We start from the raw sequence: 16,134 nt of genomic DNA, 5'->3' as shown, positions 1-16,134 counted from the left end.
ACGTCTCCACACCGCCGGGCTGGTTTGCCCCGCGCACCGCGGCACGAAACTGGCCTCTCCGCGACTGGCCCAAAGCGGCCCGGTCGCGCTCCAAAGGGGGTAGATGTCTTTGACTATCAGGCGAACTCTTCTAGCATCCATTCCAACTGCGCACGACCGCAGGCAAATTTTCTGCACGTGGATATTGGGGGATAATGCATACCAGAGGCAATTTTCGGAGACGCAGTCGCAACGGGCATCTCTGGTTTGGATCGTGTGCTGCATGGGGGATATCCGCAAGACGGGGTTTTGCTCATCCAGGATGCCCATGGGACCGGCAAAACTATCCAGACCGTCGGGGCAGCCGAGTCCTAGATGATGTAATAACGGAAAGTCGGCCTGGCCCGAATGCGCGGGCCGCTGCCCAACAGCCGACACACTGGCGATTGAGAGGACTCGGCGCTGCGATAGACTCCAGTCCGAGATAGCACTGAACGAAGAGGAAAAAACATCGGAGGTACGTTCAATGGTGGCGGCATTCTCGGGTGGGTTGCTTTTGTGCCTAGTGATCTGGGATATCTTGATGTCCGCGCTGGGAACGGGCAGCTCGGGCCCGATTGCACCGCGCGTGGCGCGGACCATGTTTGGTGCACTCCGGAAGTTACCCGAATCCGGCGCCGTCCACCGTAGTTGCGGACCCATCGTCACCGCTGCAATTGGGGCAGTGTGGATCGTGCTCATGTGTCTCGGCTGGACGCTGGTGTTTTCCGCCACTCAAGCGGCCGTGGTCCAGTCTTCCACCAACCAACCCGCCGGCATGCTAGGCCGCATCACATATGCAGGGCACCTTCTATCTACCCTGGGCGGAGGACTGAACCAGCCCGGCGGCCAGGGATGGGGCGCGGCGGCGATGCTGGCGGGCGTGTCAGGAATGATCATTCTAACCTTATCTGTCAGCTTCGTCTATTCGACGACGCAGGCCGTCGCGACAGGGCGCGCAGTAATTGCGCTATCGGATATCCACGGGCCAGGAACCGAACAGTTTGACAGCGTCCTCCTCCCGCAGATCGCCACACTTGTTGCACAGATCAAAGCAATTCCGTTCAGCCTCTACTACAGTACGGTGCGCGATAATCGCCGCCTGCCAGCATCGCTCGCCAGGTTGTACAGGCACCCGCAGCTGACTTCTGACGCACAGGCTCGCTTAAGGGTGCTACTGTGCGAATTGCCAGGGCTTGAAGGCACCGAGGCCGAGGCGTTCGAGCAGCGCTTCTACGCCTGGGTTGATACCTATTCCATCGGCGGGCGCTAAAGTGTCGCCGAGAAACAGGCCCCCACCTGTTCGCGAACCGATCGCAGCGCGTGCGACACCTTCAGTTCTGTCGGGTAGATCTGCATCCCCGGCCCGTATCCCCAACTGTGCGCGCGCCGGGTCTGGCCACGGCTCAGGCGCGCCTGGCCCACGTAACGCTGGTTGCCCTCATAGACCTCTGGCACTGCGGGCATGGCCGCCACCTGCAAAAACGCAGCAAGGCACGAGACCGCACGGACGGGATCGCTTACGAGGTCCTCGTAACGCAACACCAATGCTGAATGCAGGTAACGCAGATCTCGCGCAACGATTTCATGCGCATCCAGCCAATGATTAAGCATCTCGTCTGGGACCAGGTCGACCCACTTGGCGGTGGCCGCAGCGACCGCTTCGGGGTGGCGGATGACCACCACGAATTGCGAGAGCGGGAAAAGCTGTTGGTATAGCCGCATACGCGTTAGGTTCACCGGCGATTTTTCTACTCTCCAATGCCCGGGGCCAAAATGGGGCTCCCAGTCTGCTTCAATTCGAAGCCGAGTTTCCAGCGTATCATAGCGGGTTCCTTCGGTGTGATGTTGAGCAGGATCGGTGGCGAAGTGCATCGGCGCTCCGTGCATCGCTGTATGCGGAATGGCGCCCTGCAAATAGACGCCTTCGTTTTCTGGAACGGGCGCATCAGAGATGGCGCCCACGCCAGGCAAGCCGGCGATTAGCCGCGCGACAAGACTAGTTCCCGACCGGTGAAGCCCACCGACAAAAACATATCTGTGGTTCTGCATCATGTTCCCCTGGTGCGTATCTGCATCCAAACTAATCCATAGCGGACGCGCGCCAAGCTCTACGCGCGGGACGCATTCACGCAATTTGGAGCATGCCCTGGAACTATACTCGCCTTACGACGTTCAAGGAGGGTATGTAGCTCAGTCTACACACCGTAACTCATTCCCGACTGCGAGGACCTCATGCGGATCATGCATATTGCCCTGGGCGGCTGTTTAGCCGCCCCGCCGATCCCTTATGGGCTCACGGAAGACACCGGCGGCCACATCGCGTATGTTCTTGGCGCGGCCCGCGCACAGGCAGCGCGTTCCGATGTTTCTGAGGTGACAATCGTGACCCGCGCGTTTGACGATCCGGCGCTTGGGGCAAGGTTCTGGCAATCTGAGGAACGCATAGCGCCGACGATGCGCATCTTGCGCCTCCGTACCGGCACACGCGCATACTTGGAAAAACAGGCTCTCGAAGCCGCACTGCCCGAACTATCCAGTGCATTTATTGACTTACTACGCAACATGGGGGCGGCACGGCCCGATGTCTTGCACGCTCACTTCGCGGATGCCGCTGAGCTTGCGATAGCGGCCGAACAAGAATTTTCGCTGCCCTGGCTTTACACCGCCCACTCATTAGCAAATGAAAAGCTGCGGCCCGGCGAGACCCCGGGTCCCGCCATTTCGCGTCGCATCGCTCGCGAAGCGATTGCCGTGCGTCGCGCTCACGGCATCATCGCCTCGTCCCGTGACGAAGCCGAACGCCAGCTCCCGCGCATCTATCCTGGCGCCGAAGGGCACACTCATCGCGTTGGTCCGGGCGTCACCCTGCGCTGCGATGGCGATGCTGCCCGCGCCCGCGAGACGTTGACGCCGTTTCTGCGCGCGCCCGACAAACCTGTGATCTTGGCCATTGCCCGCCCCATCGCTAAGAAGAACCTTGCAGCGCTGGTTGATGCCTATGCGCAATCGCCCGACTTGCAGGAGCGCACCAATCTTGTGATCCTGGCTGGACTACGCAGTGGTTTGCGGGGTGGGTCGGCCGAGCAGGACAGTATCATCGGCGATCTGTTCCATGCGGTCGACAGTAACGATCTTTGGGGCCGCGTGGCCCTGCCCCGCCGCCACGACGACCGCGACGTTGCCGATTTTTACGCGCTGGCAGCGCAGGGAGGGGTCTTCTGCAACCCCGCCCATCACGAACCGTTCGGCCTCACTTTAATTGAGGCCGCCCATTCCGGCGTACCGATAGTCGCAACCGCCAATGGCGGACCTGCCGACATCGTGGCAACCTTAGGTGCGGGGAGACTGATCGACCCGACCAGCACTACTTCGATCGCCCAAGGGCTTCGTAGCGCGCTGAACGACCCAAAGAGATTGCTGGCGGCGCGCCAAGCCGCTCTGAGAGTGCAAAGGAACTTTGACTGGCACGGGTGGGCGGCACGCGTGGCCCAGATCTCGGCAAAGTTAGTGCGCCCGGCGCGCCCGGCCCCTCTTCGCCCTGCGGCGCAGAATTTCCTGCTAGCCTGCGATATCGACGGCACACTCACCGGGTGCCCGGACGGCGCGGCGCGTTTCCGCGACTGGCTGGCAAAAGGCGGACATCTTCAACGGTTCGCCGTCGCCACCGGTCGGTCCGTGGTCGAGGCGCGCCGTGTATTGGCTGATTGGGACATACCCGCGCCGGATACAATCATTTCTTCGACTGGAACCGAGATATGGCGGCGCTCAGGGCAGATGTATGCCCTATGCGAAGATTTCGCGGCGCGGCTTAAGCGGGACTGGGAACCTTTAGCATTGCGCGACCTTTTAACTGAAATCGGCGTCACATTCCAACCGCGTCATGACCAGCGACGATGGAAGATCAGTCTGCTAGGCAACGAAGAAGACGCCGAATGCATATCTGTTTCCTTGGAACGGGCAGGGCTGCGCGCGCGCGTCGTACCTTCGCACGGGCGATTTATCGATGTTCTGCCGCACGCTGCAGGGAAGGCCGCTGCGATCCGCTTCGAAGCGAGACGGCGGGGGATAAATCTCTGTAACGTGGTCGTCGCGGGGGATAGCGGCAACGATGCATGCATGCTGGGCGCCTTTGACCGGGCTATTCTGCCGGCCAATGCCTTATCCGAACTGGACGGGCTGCGCGCGGGCTATCGTTCGCCCCTGCCCCATGCCGCGGGAGTGCTGGACGGGATCGATCACTTCGGGCTGGAACGCGCCCCCATATTGATGGCAGGAGAATAAGTATGCGCGATTTTGCCACCTCTGGCCCGCGCCCTTTTGGCTATTTTGTACACCACCAGGGTCGTGGCCACGCAGAACGATGCGCCGCACTTGTGAACGCCCTGCCCGAGGCGCGTCCAGTGCGGATATTCTGCGCCCGAAACGACATTTTCCCGCCTCTACGACCTAACGTGACCGTGACCCCAATCCCGTCGTTGTTCGAGCCTACTGGGGATGAACCGCCCGGAGCGGCATTGCTGGACACGCCTGAAACCGTGCATTGCGCCCCGGTGGGTTGGAAGACGATCGGTAATGCTATGGGGCAGATGGCTGCGTTTTTTATGCATGAAGCACCAGAGCTGATGATTGTCGACGTGTCGGCGGAAGTCGCCCAATTAGCGCGTTTGTGTTCTGTTCCCCACGTCAAAGTCCTGCAACATGGGGATCGGAGCGACCCGGGCCATCGCGCTGCATATGATGGTGCCGCCGGTCTCCTGGCCCCGTTCCACGCCTCGCTGGATCAACCGGGCTGGGAGACATGGGATGCGCGCATGTACCACGCCCCCGGCCTGGGGTTGCGCACGCCCATGCCCGAAAGGACGGCGGCGCGGGCGCGGCTGAACCTTGGCGCTCAGCCCGTGGCGCTGGTGGTCAGCGGACAGGGGGGGAACGGGCTGGCCGAGGCGCCCCTTGGCGTCGCCGCGCGCAGCTTTCCTGCCATGCGCTGGATCACTATCGGCGAGGTCCAGCGCGACTGGCACGCCACCGCCCCGCCCAACCTGGAACATCGCGGCTGGGTCGACAACGCGCCCGATCATATCGCTGCTGCCGACGTGGTCGTGTCGTCCGCCGGTAATACTACCTGCGCGCAGGTGCTGACTGCCACGCGGCCCTGGATCGTGGTGCCCGAATGGCGCTATTTCGACGAGCAGGTGGAAAAGGCGCGCGCTCTGGACCGCGCCGGCGCTGCGCTGCACCTTCCCCATCTACCCGGATCGGCCCACGGCTGGCGCCGAGCCATGCAGCAGGCAACCGACCGCCATGATCCGGATCGCCAGCGGACACTTGCCGGGAGCCACACAGCTGCCGATGGCGCGGCACGGTGGCTAGAACGGCTTGCCGCGCGGCTGTGGGGCAGTGCCCCCGATCTCCAAGAACCGACCCACCAGAAGGATCCCGCAAATGCGTGACGTTTCCGCCCTGACCATCGCCCGAGGCCGCCACGACCACCTCAGAAACGTCATTCGCGGGCTTGCGATGCAAACCGTTCGCCCGAGAGAGCTGGTGATAGGCGTGATGGCGCCCGAACCCTATGCGGACCTTCCCAAAGCGCCCTTTCCCGTCCATCAGATCTTAGTACAGCGCGACGATGGCGAATTGCCGTTAGCCGCCGCGCGCAACGCCGCGGCAGACGCCGCGCGCGGCGAAGTGCTGGCCTTTGTCGATGTAGATTGCATCCCACATCCCGATCTGATCGCGGACGTGGCAGCCGCCTGCGACCCTGGGCGCGGGCTGGTGATGGGCGAGGTCGCCTACCTACCGCAAGGCGCCACCGACGCCGGGCTCGATTTCGACCGGTTCGACCGGATCGGGGTGCGCCATTCAGATCGGCAGGCGCCTCCGCCTGAAGGGCTTCGTGCCTGTACCGATTACCGTTGTTTCTGGTCGCTGAACTTTGCCATGCACCGCGACGACTGGGCACATTCGGGCGGCTTCCATGAAGGCTATTACGGCTATGGCGGCGAAGATACCGATTTCGGACGCGTCCTAAATTCGAAGGGCATCGCCATCTGGTGGATGAAGGGAGCGCGCGTCTATCACCAGTACCACGACCACTACATGCCGCCGATCCACCATGTCGCCTCTGTGGTGCGCAACGCGGAACATTTCGCCTCGCGCTGGGGGCACCGAACCATGGGGCATTGGCTGCACGGGTTCCAACTCATGGGGCTGATCGATAACGCGCCCGAAGGGCTAACCATCCGCCGCGCGCCCGTTGAGTTAGATTTCGCTCTGTGCCGTCAGGCTGGCGACATGCCCTATGCCAACACCCGCCGTGTCATCGACCAGCTGGAACGCGCTCTGGAAACCGAAGCGGAGCGGCGGAGGAACGCGGCAAACGCTGCGACGGCACTCACATCCGTAGCGGCGGAATAGCCAATGCGCATCGCAGTCATTGGACATGTCCGGTTTCCCATCGCCCGCCCGTTTATGGGCGGGATGGAATCGCACTGCTGGCACCTGTGCCGGGGCTTACGCGCGCGCGGGCACCATGTGACGCTGTTCGCCGCCGGTGACAGTGACTGGGGTGGGCCTGTCGTTCCGATCCTACCCGAACATTACGACCGCAGCTTTCCCTGGCACCGCTGGAACGGAACGCCAAAGCTGAACGCGCATTTGGACGGCGGCTTTGCTGCGATCCTACCGAAGCTTGTGCAGGGCCGGTTCGATGTGATCCACAACAACGCGCTGCACCGCTTTCCGCCACGCCTTGCCCGACGTGACAGGCTGGCGATGGTCACGTCCTTGCATGTGCCGCCCTTTGATGTGCTGCAACGGGCGGTGGTCGACTCAGGCGCGCCGTGGGCGCGGTTCACCGTATGTTCGGGCTCGCAACTTTCGGCGTGGTGGCCCACGGGCCGGAGGGAAACGGCATCGGTCGTACCTAACGGCATAGACCCAATGTGCTGGCCCTTTCAACCCGAAGGCAACGGAGAAGCAGTGTGGATAGGGCGCATTACTAGGACCAAGGGTCCCCATCTTGCGGTCGAGGCGGCGCGCCGGGCTGGCATCGCGCTGACTCTTTATGGCACGATCGAGGATCGCGGCTATTTCGACACCAGACTGCGTCCGCTTCTGGGAGGCGATATCCGTTACGGTGGGCATCTTGTGGGCAAGGCGCTGGCCCGCGCCGTGGGCAAGGCGTCTGTGCTAGTGTTCACCCCGCTGTGGGATGAACCCTTCGGCCTTGCCGCGATCGAGGCCATGAGCTGCGGGCTTCCCGTGGCCGCCACCGACATGGGCGCGGCGCGGGAGGTCATCGGCGAGGCGGGTCGCTTTGCCCCGCCCGACCCCGATGCGCTGGCCGGCGCGATCCAGGAGGCCTGCGCCATTCCCCGCACCTGTGCCCGCGCGCGCGTTGCCGCCAACTTTACCCACGACCGTATGCTGGACGGGTATGAGGCGCAATATTCCCTCGCCCGAGCGGGATTGCCGTCCAATCTGCCGCTTCCAGACTTTCCGCCCCATGCGCTGCCCCCGGCAAACGGAGCGCAAGATATGGCCGCCGAACCCGCTCCGCAAAAGAGCCACGCATAAGTGAAACGCCGCATGCGCGCTCGCCACGGGTGCGAGCGTATCATCGGCCCAGTCCACCACATAGTTTCATATACAATGGACGCTCGGGTAGTCCGTTCGCCGAAAGGCGCTACTTCGACCGAGTGCGGCGCGGTATCTTCCTCCGCGCGCGTCATAGGTCATAGACAGCGGTTTGCAGTGGCTATGTACGATATCAAAACGTTCTACGGTTGGCGGCGCCTCAGCACGCCAGCCCAACCCGTTAGCACCGTAACGCAGCGTGAATCTGCTTCCTCCTGTCAGGGAGGCGGACTTTTGCATCGATAGCCGGGTGCGAAAGGCGTCCGCCCCGGCCTGATGCACCGATCTAAGATGAATCTATATCCCTCGTGCAGTAGCGCTAGAAGGGTATCGGGTGCGCCATTCGAAGAACCGGCGGCGGGTTTCATATAAACGGCTTACCACCGGTTACGGCGATGGTTGCCCCCGATGTGTAGCTCGATGCCGGATCAGCCAGCATGACGTAGGCCGAAGCTAACTCCGCGGGTTGGGCTGGGCGACCCATGGGGTAGTTTGCGCCGAAATTAACTACGCTCTCTGCCGGCAGGGTTGCTGGGATCAACGGAGTCCAGACCGGTCCCGGCGCCACGCAATTTACTCGAATACCGCGCGGTCCCAAAGACTGTGCAAGTCCCGCGGAAAAATTTTGGATCGCGCCCTTGGTGCTAGCATATGCCAGTAGGCCTGGGTTGGGCATGTCAGCATTGACAGAGGCGGTGTTAATGATCGACCCGCCCTCCCTCATTAGCGGCACGGCCGCCTTAGACAGGTAAAACATCGAGAAGATGTTCGTGCGGAATGTTGTTTCCCATTCTTCGTCCGGGATATCTTCGAAGGCGTCGAAATGCATCTGGTGCGCAGCATTATTCACCAGTATGTCCAAGCGCCCGAACCGATCTGCGGTGCGAGCAACTATGTCGCGGCAATGTTCCGCAGACTGAATGTCGCCGGGTAACAGCAGAGCCTGCTGCCCAGCTTCCTCAACCAATTCTCGGGTGCGGTCAGCCTCAGCACTTTCGGACAGGTACGACACCGCCACATCTGCCCCCTCTCGCGCGTAGGCCAAGGCAACAGCACGACCGATGCCACTGTCGGCACCCGTGACAAGGGCGGTCAGTCCTGCCAAACGCCCAGTTCCTCGGTAACTGTCTTCGCCGTGATCTGGTACGGGCTGCATATCTTCGGTTTGTCCAGGCAGATTTTGGGGTTGTTCGGGAAAGGGTGGGCGGGGGTGATCCATGGCGAAAATCTCCGGTGCTACGAGCAGAGGTCTCACTTCTCAACACGCTCCCGGCCCGTACGTTCCTGAAACTAACGCGCATCTGCAAATTTCCGCTCGCGTCCGAAAACGCAGGGGCTCGATTGGGATGGAGGATCGGACATGACAACGCCAAGGTTCGGCAGCCCTCGGGAGATCTAGGTCCCATTTCGTCGGAGAAACCTGTCCCGCAATAAGGGTCTTAGCGGCTCCAAACGAGAGATAGGACCGTCGTGTCAGACCTCGTCCTCTGACAAATGCGTCCACAGGTTCGCCCCTTAAACTTACCGGTCCAACTTTACCGATTGGCGAGTGTCTTGTGGAGACCACTCGCTGCACCTCGGTTTTCCATTTGTGGCGTAGAAGGCAGCGCGCCGGCGAGTGTGACGCTGGCGACAAGCGCCGATCTCGGGGATAGGCCAGGTTGCGGGACTTTGAACCAATAACGGAGATACCGAGAATCAAATAACGGTGATCGAGCCGGTTGGGAGGCGGTCCGATAGCAATCTCGGCGCGAGATGCTGGCCTTCGCGGCCAAGCGGAAATAAAGGCGAAGGTCGAGGCGCTCACCGGTCCGGGAGGTTCAGCGGAACGGTTACCGGGACCGCGACTGGGAGACTAGTACCGAGCGGATCGCCATGGAAATCCCCTCGTTGATATCGGGAGCTAAATTTCCGGCTTCCCGGAGGCGCGACGGATGGCCGACAGAGCGCTACTGACGGTGATCCGCGAGGTAGTCTCCACATGCCCCGTAGGCGATCTGGGATGGCGATGGATGCTGGCAATATGTCGAGGGGTCACGTCAATCGCTTCTGTGTGAAATTAACAAGCGGGTGCATGCATTCCTCTCCCGGGCGTTCGAAGGCGCTAGGCCGTACCCTCGTCTCGACGCGCCCCACGTGAAAATGCGCAACAGTGGGCGGTGCCGCGGCCCGACCATGCAGCGGCAAGTGGCTGAACTTCGACAAAACCGACTGCCCGCGTTCAACACTCGGCGACGGAACACTGGTTGAGGCCCATGAGGGCCCTAACCTCGAGGCGCAGCGTCATGAGGCAAGCTTAGCAGAGCCGCAAACCTGTCCTGGCAATGGGAGCGACCTCGTAATCAAATTTTTTAGGAACACTGGGTGGACATGATTGTTGAGGAGGTAGAGCCGCCAGCGACGACCTGAAAATGGCTGCAAGCTCGCCCTCACCAATTTTCCGCACCACGAGAGGAATGCTCGAATGTCAGACGATCGCAAGCTCTACGAGCCGACTGCCGATACTCAGAAATCCGCTGACAACGAATTGATGCCCGCTGAGGTTGGCAACGGCGGTGAGCTTCATCAATCCCCCAGGGACACTGCGCGAATGACCACAGCACAGGGAACGCCGGTATCTGATGACCAGAACACGCTGCGCGGCGGGGAGCGGGGGCCCACACTCATGGAAGACTTCCACTTCCGTGAGAAGATTTTTCATTTTGATCACGAACGCATCCCCGAGCGCGTTGTGCATGCACGCGGCTATGGTGCTCACGGATACTTCGAATGCACAGACGCAATCCCTGAGCTAACGCGGGCAAGTCCCTTCCAAGAAAGCGGCAAGAAAACCCCTGTGTTCGTGCGGTTTTCCACCGTTGCCGGGAATAAGGGTTCGTTCGACTTGGCGCGCGACGTACGTGGCTTTGCGGTAAAAATGTATACCGACGAAGGAAACTGGGACCTAGTTGGCAACAACATCCCCGTGTTCTTCATCCAAGACCCGATCAAGTTCCCCGACCTCATCCACTCTGTAAAGGCCGAACCTGATCGTGGCTTCCCTCAGGCCCAATCTGCGCACGATAATTTTTGGGACTTCATCTCGCTTATGCCCGAGTTGATGCATATGATCATGTGGGTGATGTCCGACCGAGCCATTCCGCGCTCCTTCCGTTTTATGGAAGGCTTCGGAGTTCACACCTTCCGCTTTGTAAACGCGGCCGGGGAGAGCCATTTCGTAAAATTCCACTGGAAGCCCAAGCTCGGTTTGCAGTCGGTGGTCTGGGATGAAGCTGTAAAAATCAACGGTGCCGACCCTGATTTCCACCGGCGCGATCTTTGGGACGCGATCCAGAACGGAGATTTCCCGGAGTGGGAACTGGGGGTTCAGGTCTTTGACGAAGAGTTCGCCAACCGTTTTGATTTCGACGTGCTCGATGCTACCAAGCTAATCCCGGAGGAAGACTGTCCGATCCGTATAGTCGGTCGGATGGTACTCGACCGAACGGTCGACAACTTCTTTGCTGAGACCGAGCAGGTGGCTTTCTGCACGCAGAACATCGTGCCCGGGATCGATTTCACCAATGATCCTCTCCTGCAAGGCCGCAACTTCAGCTATCTCGACACCCAGACGAAACGTCTTGGTGGACCCAATTTCACCCACATTCCGATCAACGCGCCTCGGTGTCCGATGCACCACTTCCAGCAGGATGGGCACATGGCGATGCACAATCCCTCGGGCCGAGCGAACTATGAGCCGAATAGCTGGGCGAAGGGTGGGCCGCGCGCCGATGCCAAAGGCGGCTTCACGAGCTACCCCGAAGATCTTGAGGGCACGAAGCGGCGTCTTCGGCCGGAGAGCTTTGCTGACCATTACAGCCAGGCACGGCAATTCTACATAAGCCAAACGCCGGTGGAGCAGGATCACATCGCGAATGGGCTCACCTTCGAACTCTCGAAATGCGTCGTGGAGGACATTCGCCTGCGCATCCTGGCCCATCTCCGGGTGATCAATGAGGATCTTGCTGGCAAGGTAGCGGACGGTCTCGGGCACGATCTGCCAGAGCCTGCAAAGCCGGCCCGCGAGCCCGTTGATCTCAAGGCGTCGGAGAAGCTGTCGATACTCAAGAACGGGCCTGACAGCTTCAAAGGGCGAAAGCTGGGGATCTTGGTGAGCGACGGCATGGACCGAGGGATCTACGATGCGCTTGTTGATGCGGTCGAGGCCGAAGGCGGCATGGTCGAGGTCATAGCTCCGAAAGTGGGGGGCGTGAAGACCTCCGAGGGAGACATGCTGCCGGCGAACCAAAAAATTGATGGGGGGCCCTCGGTACTCTACGATGCTGTCGCAATCGTGGTCAGCGATGAGGGTGCACGGGAACTGGCCGGAATGCTGCCGGGCAAGCAGTTCGTCGCAGATGCTTATGGCCACTGCAAGTTCATCGCCCTCACGCCTGAATCTGCTCCACTTTTCGAGGCGGCAGGCGTGAACTCCGAAGCGGAGGGCGTGATGACGCTGAAGAAGCCTGCAGCAGCAGCCGACTTCCTAGAGGCCTGCCATGCTGTTCGCGTCTGGGACCGTGAACGCTGAGTGAACGGCCTCGCAGTCGGTAAGGCTGCGGGGCTTCTCTCATTCCTGGCGGGTGAGCGACGAATGGATGAAACCAATTCGGTTCCTTACTCTTTGATCCATTTCATCAGAACGAGCGCCCCATGGCCTCGCGCGCAGCCTTGAGAGGGAAATCGCGGCTTTCGCTGGTTTCACCTCCTGTAAAAATTCGTTCGCCAACAAAGTCGAGACCTTGGGTCGGTTTCCAGCTAATACATGGCCCCAGCGCTAAGCCCCTTCGATACCCAAAGACTGTGGCCAGCGTCGGCCCCGTTTAGAAAAAATACATTCTTTAGAGCTATGATTATGGAGACGACGAGTATTCCCTGGGTGGATTCACAAACGAAGTGCAAATTCTGTATCAAAACAGAAGTTTGCATGGAGGATGTGGAATGGGTCGTTGTTACTTTCAGCTGAGTTTCGAGGAGCGGATCAAGATTGCCAAGTGGCGTGAGGCCAAGATGTCGATCCCCGAGATCGCGGATCGTCTGAGCCGCGCCCCCTCTACCATCTACCGCGATCTGAAGCGCAATCACTTCGACGGCGGCGACCTGCCTGAGCTCGCGGGATACTACGCGCTGAATGCCCAGACCATGAGCGAGAAGCGCCGCGCCCTTCACCGCAAGATGATTTAGCACCCGCAGCTCAAAGCTGCCGTCGAGCATGGGCTCAAGGCTGGCTGGTCGCCGGAGCAGATCGCCGGCCGGATGCGTCTCGAGCAGCATGGTGTCCGTGTGAGCCACGAGACGATCTATCGCTACGCCTATTCGAAGGAAGGTCGCGCCGAGCAGTTCTACCGGCACCTACCCGAGCATCGCAGACGCCGCAGACCCCGAGGATATCGCCGGTACCAGCGCAGCCACATCTCGGACGCGCAAAGCCTTTCAAACAGGCCGGATTGCGTCGCCGAGCGCGTTGAGTTTGGGCACTGGGAATGTGACCTGGTGATGTTCCGCAAGGAGCACGGCAAGATTAACGTAACCTCCCTGGTGGAGCGTGTCAGCCGCTACACCGTCGTGCTGCGCAACGAGGACCGACGATCGAAGCCGATCATGGAGGCCCTCATTCAGGGGCTCTCGGCCCTGCCCGCCGACGCACGCCAATCCATCACCTTCGACCGCGGAATCGAGTTCTCGGCATGGCAGCGGCTCAAGGATGGGATCGGCGCGGACAGCTGGTTCTGCGACCCGCAGGCGCCCTGGCAGAAAGGCACCGTCGAGAACACCAACAACCGTCTTCGCAAGTTCCTGCCCCGCTCGACCGAGCCGACGGCGCTGACAAATCGATATTTGAGGTCGATTTGCCAGCGCCTCAACGCGACGCCCCGCAAATGCCTGGGCTACAGAACGCCTGCCGAAGTCTTCGAGGCCAAGCTCGTGGATATCCGGAACCGACTGACGTAAAATAGGAAATCAGAATTTGCGCTTCGGCGTGAGTTCACACTGCTGTGGTTGATTGGCCCCAACTGGACGGTGCCCGACTCCAGCACCCTGTCCCGGCGCCAGAAGACCCTAGCCGTGAAAATCCCGTATCGCGGCTCCAAGGGGCCGCTGCACCTGCTGATCCCCTCTCGGACATTGCTCCGCAGTGCCCTGCCGGGCAGCGGACAGCACAGGCATCACGGTCTAGGGCGAAGGCGAATGGCACGCCCGCAATCATAGCGGTCCCAAACGGCGCGTCTGGCGCGAAATCCATCTCCGGATTGATGAGGAAACACTGGAGGTCCGCGCTGTCGAGATCACCGGGAGCCACATCGGTGGTGCCCTGGTGCTACCTGAGCTGCTCGGCCAGATCACGGCGGACAAGCGGATCGGCAGCGTCACCGCCGACCGTGGCGCCCATGTTGTCATCCCGCCGCGCAAGAACGCGAAGTCTTGGAAGACCCTCACCGCCGAGTCCGTGGCGCGAAACGAGGCCCTGCGCCCTTCGAAATACCTGGGCCGCGCGCTGTGGCGACAATGGAGCGGATACCACCGCCAAAGCAGCGTCGAGGCAAAGATGCACTGTGTGAAGTTGCTGGGGCAGCGCCTTATGGCGCGGGACTTCGACCGTCAGGTCGCCGAACTCCAGGTCCGCATCGCCGTTTTTATCCGATGCACCGCCCTTGGCATACCCGTCACGGAAGCTGTGTGATAAGTCCGTCTGGGAAAGGGGAACCTGGCCATCACACGATTTGTGCAACAGGGACACAACAAGGGGATACGCGCCTGCATCCCAGGCCGAAAGAAACACAAGAAGCCGGTCAAGCACGACAAACGCCGATACAAGCGCCTCAATCGCGTCGGGATCATGTTCGGAACACTCAAGGACTGGAGGCGTATGGCCACCCGGTATGACCGATGCCCAAATGTCTTCCTTTCGGCCATCGTCCTCGCGGTCCTCGTCATCTACTGGTTATGAATCCTACCCCCAAATGCCAGTGAATTTCATCACCTTTCAGAAAGTTTGTGAAACTTTGTCTCTGGTAGATTGGAGATATTGCCGGCCCAGTCTCGGGGCCGGCAATCTTACTAGGCGGTCAGCGCTGAACTACCACCGTCGTCCTTCCATCGGCGCCATGCTGGGAACGCAAGTGCGATCAGGCCGAGCGCCAAGTGGGCGAGCGAGACTGCTAAGGTGAAACCGTCAATGAGCACCCATGGACTAATGGCCGCCCAAATACCTGTTACCACTCGCGCCCAGTCGAGCCCTTCATGTTGCCGCCAAAGTGCAATTGCGGAAAGCACTGCGATCAGTCCGCCCGTCAGTAGGGCGCTCCAGAAGGCAATATCGGTCAACGTGACGACGAAGGGCAACCCAGCGAGGGCGAGGCCCGCGAGAAGGCTGATGCCGTCGCCAAGCTTGTCATAGTTCGTGGTCCAAGTCTTGCTCATGGTGTGACCTCCTTTCTGTCAACCAAGGTTTCAATGCGGCCGAGCCAGCCGCCTGCACGCCGGCGCAGGCAAGAAAGGACGTAATTCCTCCTGCGAAATCGCGCCGGTCGCGATTTCTTTCAAGGCAACCTCTTCGGTAGCTTGCCGTTGAGGTTCGACCCGCGGTTCTGCCCCGGCCTTCAGCGCCCGGCTGCGGGCGCTCGCGGCGAGGACCAGAGCGAAACGATCGGGTACCGCCTGTTGGGCGTCGATTGTAACGAAGGGATTCATGCTGCCCTCCCTTCCTCGACGGACGGATACAAGCCGTAGGCGGCCACCGCCGCTTCAAGCGCCAACAGCGCTCGTTCAACCTCGGCAAGCTGCGATTCGCGTTGGTTTTCCGGCATGCCTTCGGTGCTGGCGACATCCTGAAGATACTCCGTGTAAGCCCAGTTCATCAGGATAGAACGGCGAGCCTCCAACGACAGGCTGGCGTCCGAAGCAACCTCAATAGGAGAACGCCCATCATCGCCGCCTTTCGGATCGCCCCGCCGTCTGGCGCCGGCCATCGCGTCGCGATAGGTTTGCCGCATCTCCGACAGTCCGAGCCGAGAGAGCGTGTCATCGAACCACAGCCCGGCCTGCCTGTCCCGTGCCCGGGCGGCACCGCGCGCGGCTTCGCCTGCCGGCAGATGCACCTCGTAAGCCACCCCCAGACGCTTTGCATGGCAAATAGCAGCTTCCAGCGTCGGAAAGCTCAGGTCTATCTGCTGGATCGTGTCGTCCCCACCCGTCCAGCCCATCAAAGGCTCGAGCCAAGGACCGGTCCGGCGCGGAAAGCTCATCTTCCAGCCCTGCGTACCCGCGCGCCCCGAGGTCATCGCCGATTTCGACGGCTTCCAGATCCGGGCGACCGCATCGTCCGGCAGAGAAGAGTCCCAGTCGGGTCGCGAACCGGCCAGGCTCGGAATGGGTGAGGCATGTGATTGTGATGTGAAATCTCCACTGATCAAGTTCACTACTTACCCTCCAGAT

Annotated in this window: 12 protein-coding genes and 3 pseudogenes; 10 read left to right on the top strand and 5 right to left on the bottom strand. The window is 60.9% G+C overall.

The features are described 5' to 3' along the window. Positions 1-198: 198 nt before the first annotated feature. Positions 199-354, top strand: coding sequence for an ATPase domain-containing protein (locus tag ACXAD2_RS01870; protein ID WP_475166472.1), 156 nt, complete (start codon positions 199-201; stop codon positions 352-354). Between the two features lie 151 nt (positions 355-505). After that, positions 506-1,291, top strand: a complete 786-nt coding sequence (locus ACXAD2_RS01865; RefSeq protein ID WP_475166149.1) for a hypothetical protein — start codon at positions 506-508, stop codon at positions 1,289-1,291. On the opposite strand, the gene ACXAD2_RS01860 is transcribed toward ACXAD2_RS01865, so the two are convergent. Continuing rightward, positions 1,288-2,073 (bottom strand): sulfotransferase family protein, encoded by a 786-nt coding sequence (locus tag ACXAD2_RS01860; protein WP_475166146.1) that lies wholly within the window; start codon positions 2,071-2,073, stop codon positions 1,288-1,290. The two genes, ACXAD2_RS01865 and ACXAD2_RS01860, sit on opposite strands and share 4 nt — an antisense overlap. Before the next feature lie 180 nt (positions 2,074-2,253). Between ACXAD2_RS01860 and ACXAD2_RS01855 the strand changes: the two genes are divergently transcribed. The 4 genes from ACXAD2_RS01855 to ACXAD2_RS01840 all read left to right on the top strand — a co-directional run bounded on the left by ACXAD2_RS01855 (position 2,254) and on the right by ACXAD2_RS01840 (position 7,599). Continuing rightward, positions 2,254-4,302, top strand: coding sequence for an HAD-IIB family hydrolase (locus tag ACXAD2_RS01855; protein WP_475166143.1), 2,049 nt, complete (start codon positions 2,254-2,256; stop codon positions 4,300-4,302). Between the two features lie 233 nt (positions 4,303-4,535). Next, a complete protein-coding gene (locus ACXAD2_RS01850) occupies positions 4,536-5,471 on the top strand; it encodes a glycosyltransferase (RefSeq protein WP_475166140.1) in 936 nt (311 codons plus the stop codon). Beyond that, positions 5,464-6,438, top strand: a complete 975-nt coding sequence (locus ACXAD2_RS01845) for a glycosyltransferase (protein WP_475166138.1) — start codon at positions 5,464-5,466, stop codon at positions 6,436-6,438. Before ACXAD2_RS01850 ends, ACXAD2_RS01845 begins: the two co-directional genes overlap by 8 nt. A 3-nt stretch (positions 6,439-6,441) precedes the next feature. Next, the gene (locus ACXAD2_RS01840) at positions 6,442-7,599 is read left to right on the top strand and encodes a glycosyltransferase (protein WP_475166134.1); all 1,158 of its coding nucleotides are present in this window, start codon (positions 6,442-6,444) and stop codon (positions 7,597-7,599) included. Positions 7,600-8,023: 424 nt separating this feature from the next. Here ACXAD2_RS01840 and ACXAD2_RS01835 read toward each other — a convergent pair whose 3' ends face one another. Next, positions 8,024-8,878, bottom strand: a complete 855-nt coding sequence (locus ACXAD2_RS01835) for an SDR family oxidoreductase (RefSeq protein WP_475166132.1) — start codon at positions 8,876-8,878, stop codon at positions 8,024-8,026. A 1,245-nt stretch (positions 8,879-10,123) separates the two neighbouring features. Here ACXAD2_RS01835 and ACXAD2_RS01830 point away from each other — a divergent pair. The 4 genes and pseudogenes from ACXAD2_RS01830 to ACXAD2_RS01815 form a co-directional block, all read left to right on the top strand. Then, a complete protein-coding gene (locus ACXAD2_RS01830) occupies positions 10,124-12,229 on the top strand; it encodes a catalase (RefSeq protein ID WP_475166129.1) in 2,106 nt (701 codons plus the stop codon). A 410-nt stretch (positions 12,230-12,639) separates the two neighbouring features. Continuing rightward, positions 12,640-13,650: pseudogene (locus tag ACXAD2_RS01825) on the top strand (IS30 family transposase). A gap of 36 nt (positions 13,651-13,686) precedes the next feature. Next, positions 13,687-14,380: pseudogene (locus ACXAD2_RS01820) on the top strand (IS5 family transposase); the annotation flags it as partial. A 57-nt stretch (positions 14,381-14,437) separates the two neighbouring features. Next, positions 14,438-14,647: pseudogene (locus ACXAD2_RS01815) on the top strand (transposase); the annotation flags it as partial. 110 nt (positions 14,648-14,757) lie between these two features. On the opposite strand, the gene ACXAD2_RS01810 reads toward ACXAD2_RS01815, so the two are convergent. From ACXAD2_RS01810 to ACXAD2_RS01800, 3 genes are read right to left on the bottom strand one after another with little or no spacing between them, the layout of a single operon-like run. Then, positions 14,758-15,120 carry an SPW repeat domain-containing protein gene (locus tag ACXAD2_RS01810; protein WP_475166123.1) on the bottom strand — a complete coding sequence of 121 codons (363 nt, stop codon included), beginning with the start codon at positions 15,118-15,120 and terminating at the stop codon, positions 14,758-14,760. A gap of 30 nt (positions 15,121-15,150) precedes the next feature. Next, positions 15,151-15,390, bottom strand: a complete 240-nt coding sequence (rpoZ, locus tag ACXAD2_RS01805; protein WP_475166118.1) for a DNA-directed RNA polymerase subunit omega — start codon at positions 15,388-15,390, stop codon at positions 15,151-15,153. After that, positions 15,387-16,118: an NADH dehydrogenase ubiquinone Fe-S protein 4 gene (locus tag ACXAD2_RS01800; protein WP_475166114.1), complete on the bottom strand. Its 732-nt coding sequence runs from the start codon at positions 16,116-16,118 to the stop codon at positions 15,387-15,389. Before ACXAD2_RS01800 ends, rpoZ begins: the two co-directional genes overlap by 4 nt. Positions 16,119-16,134 lie beyond the last annotated feature (16 nt).

The organism is Salipiger sp. ABN3_019, assembly GCF_056158605.1.
This window is presented reverse-complemented; position numbering and strand designations above follow the sequence as displayed.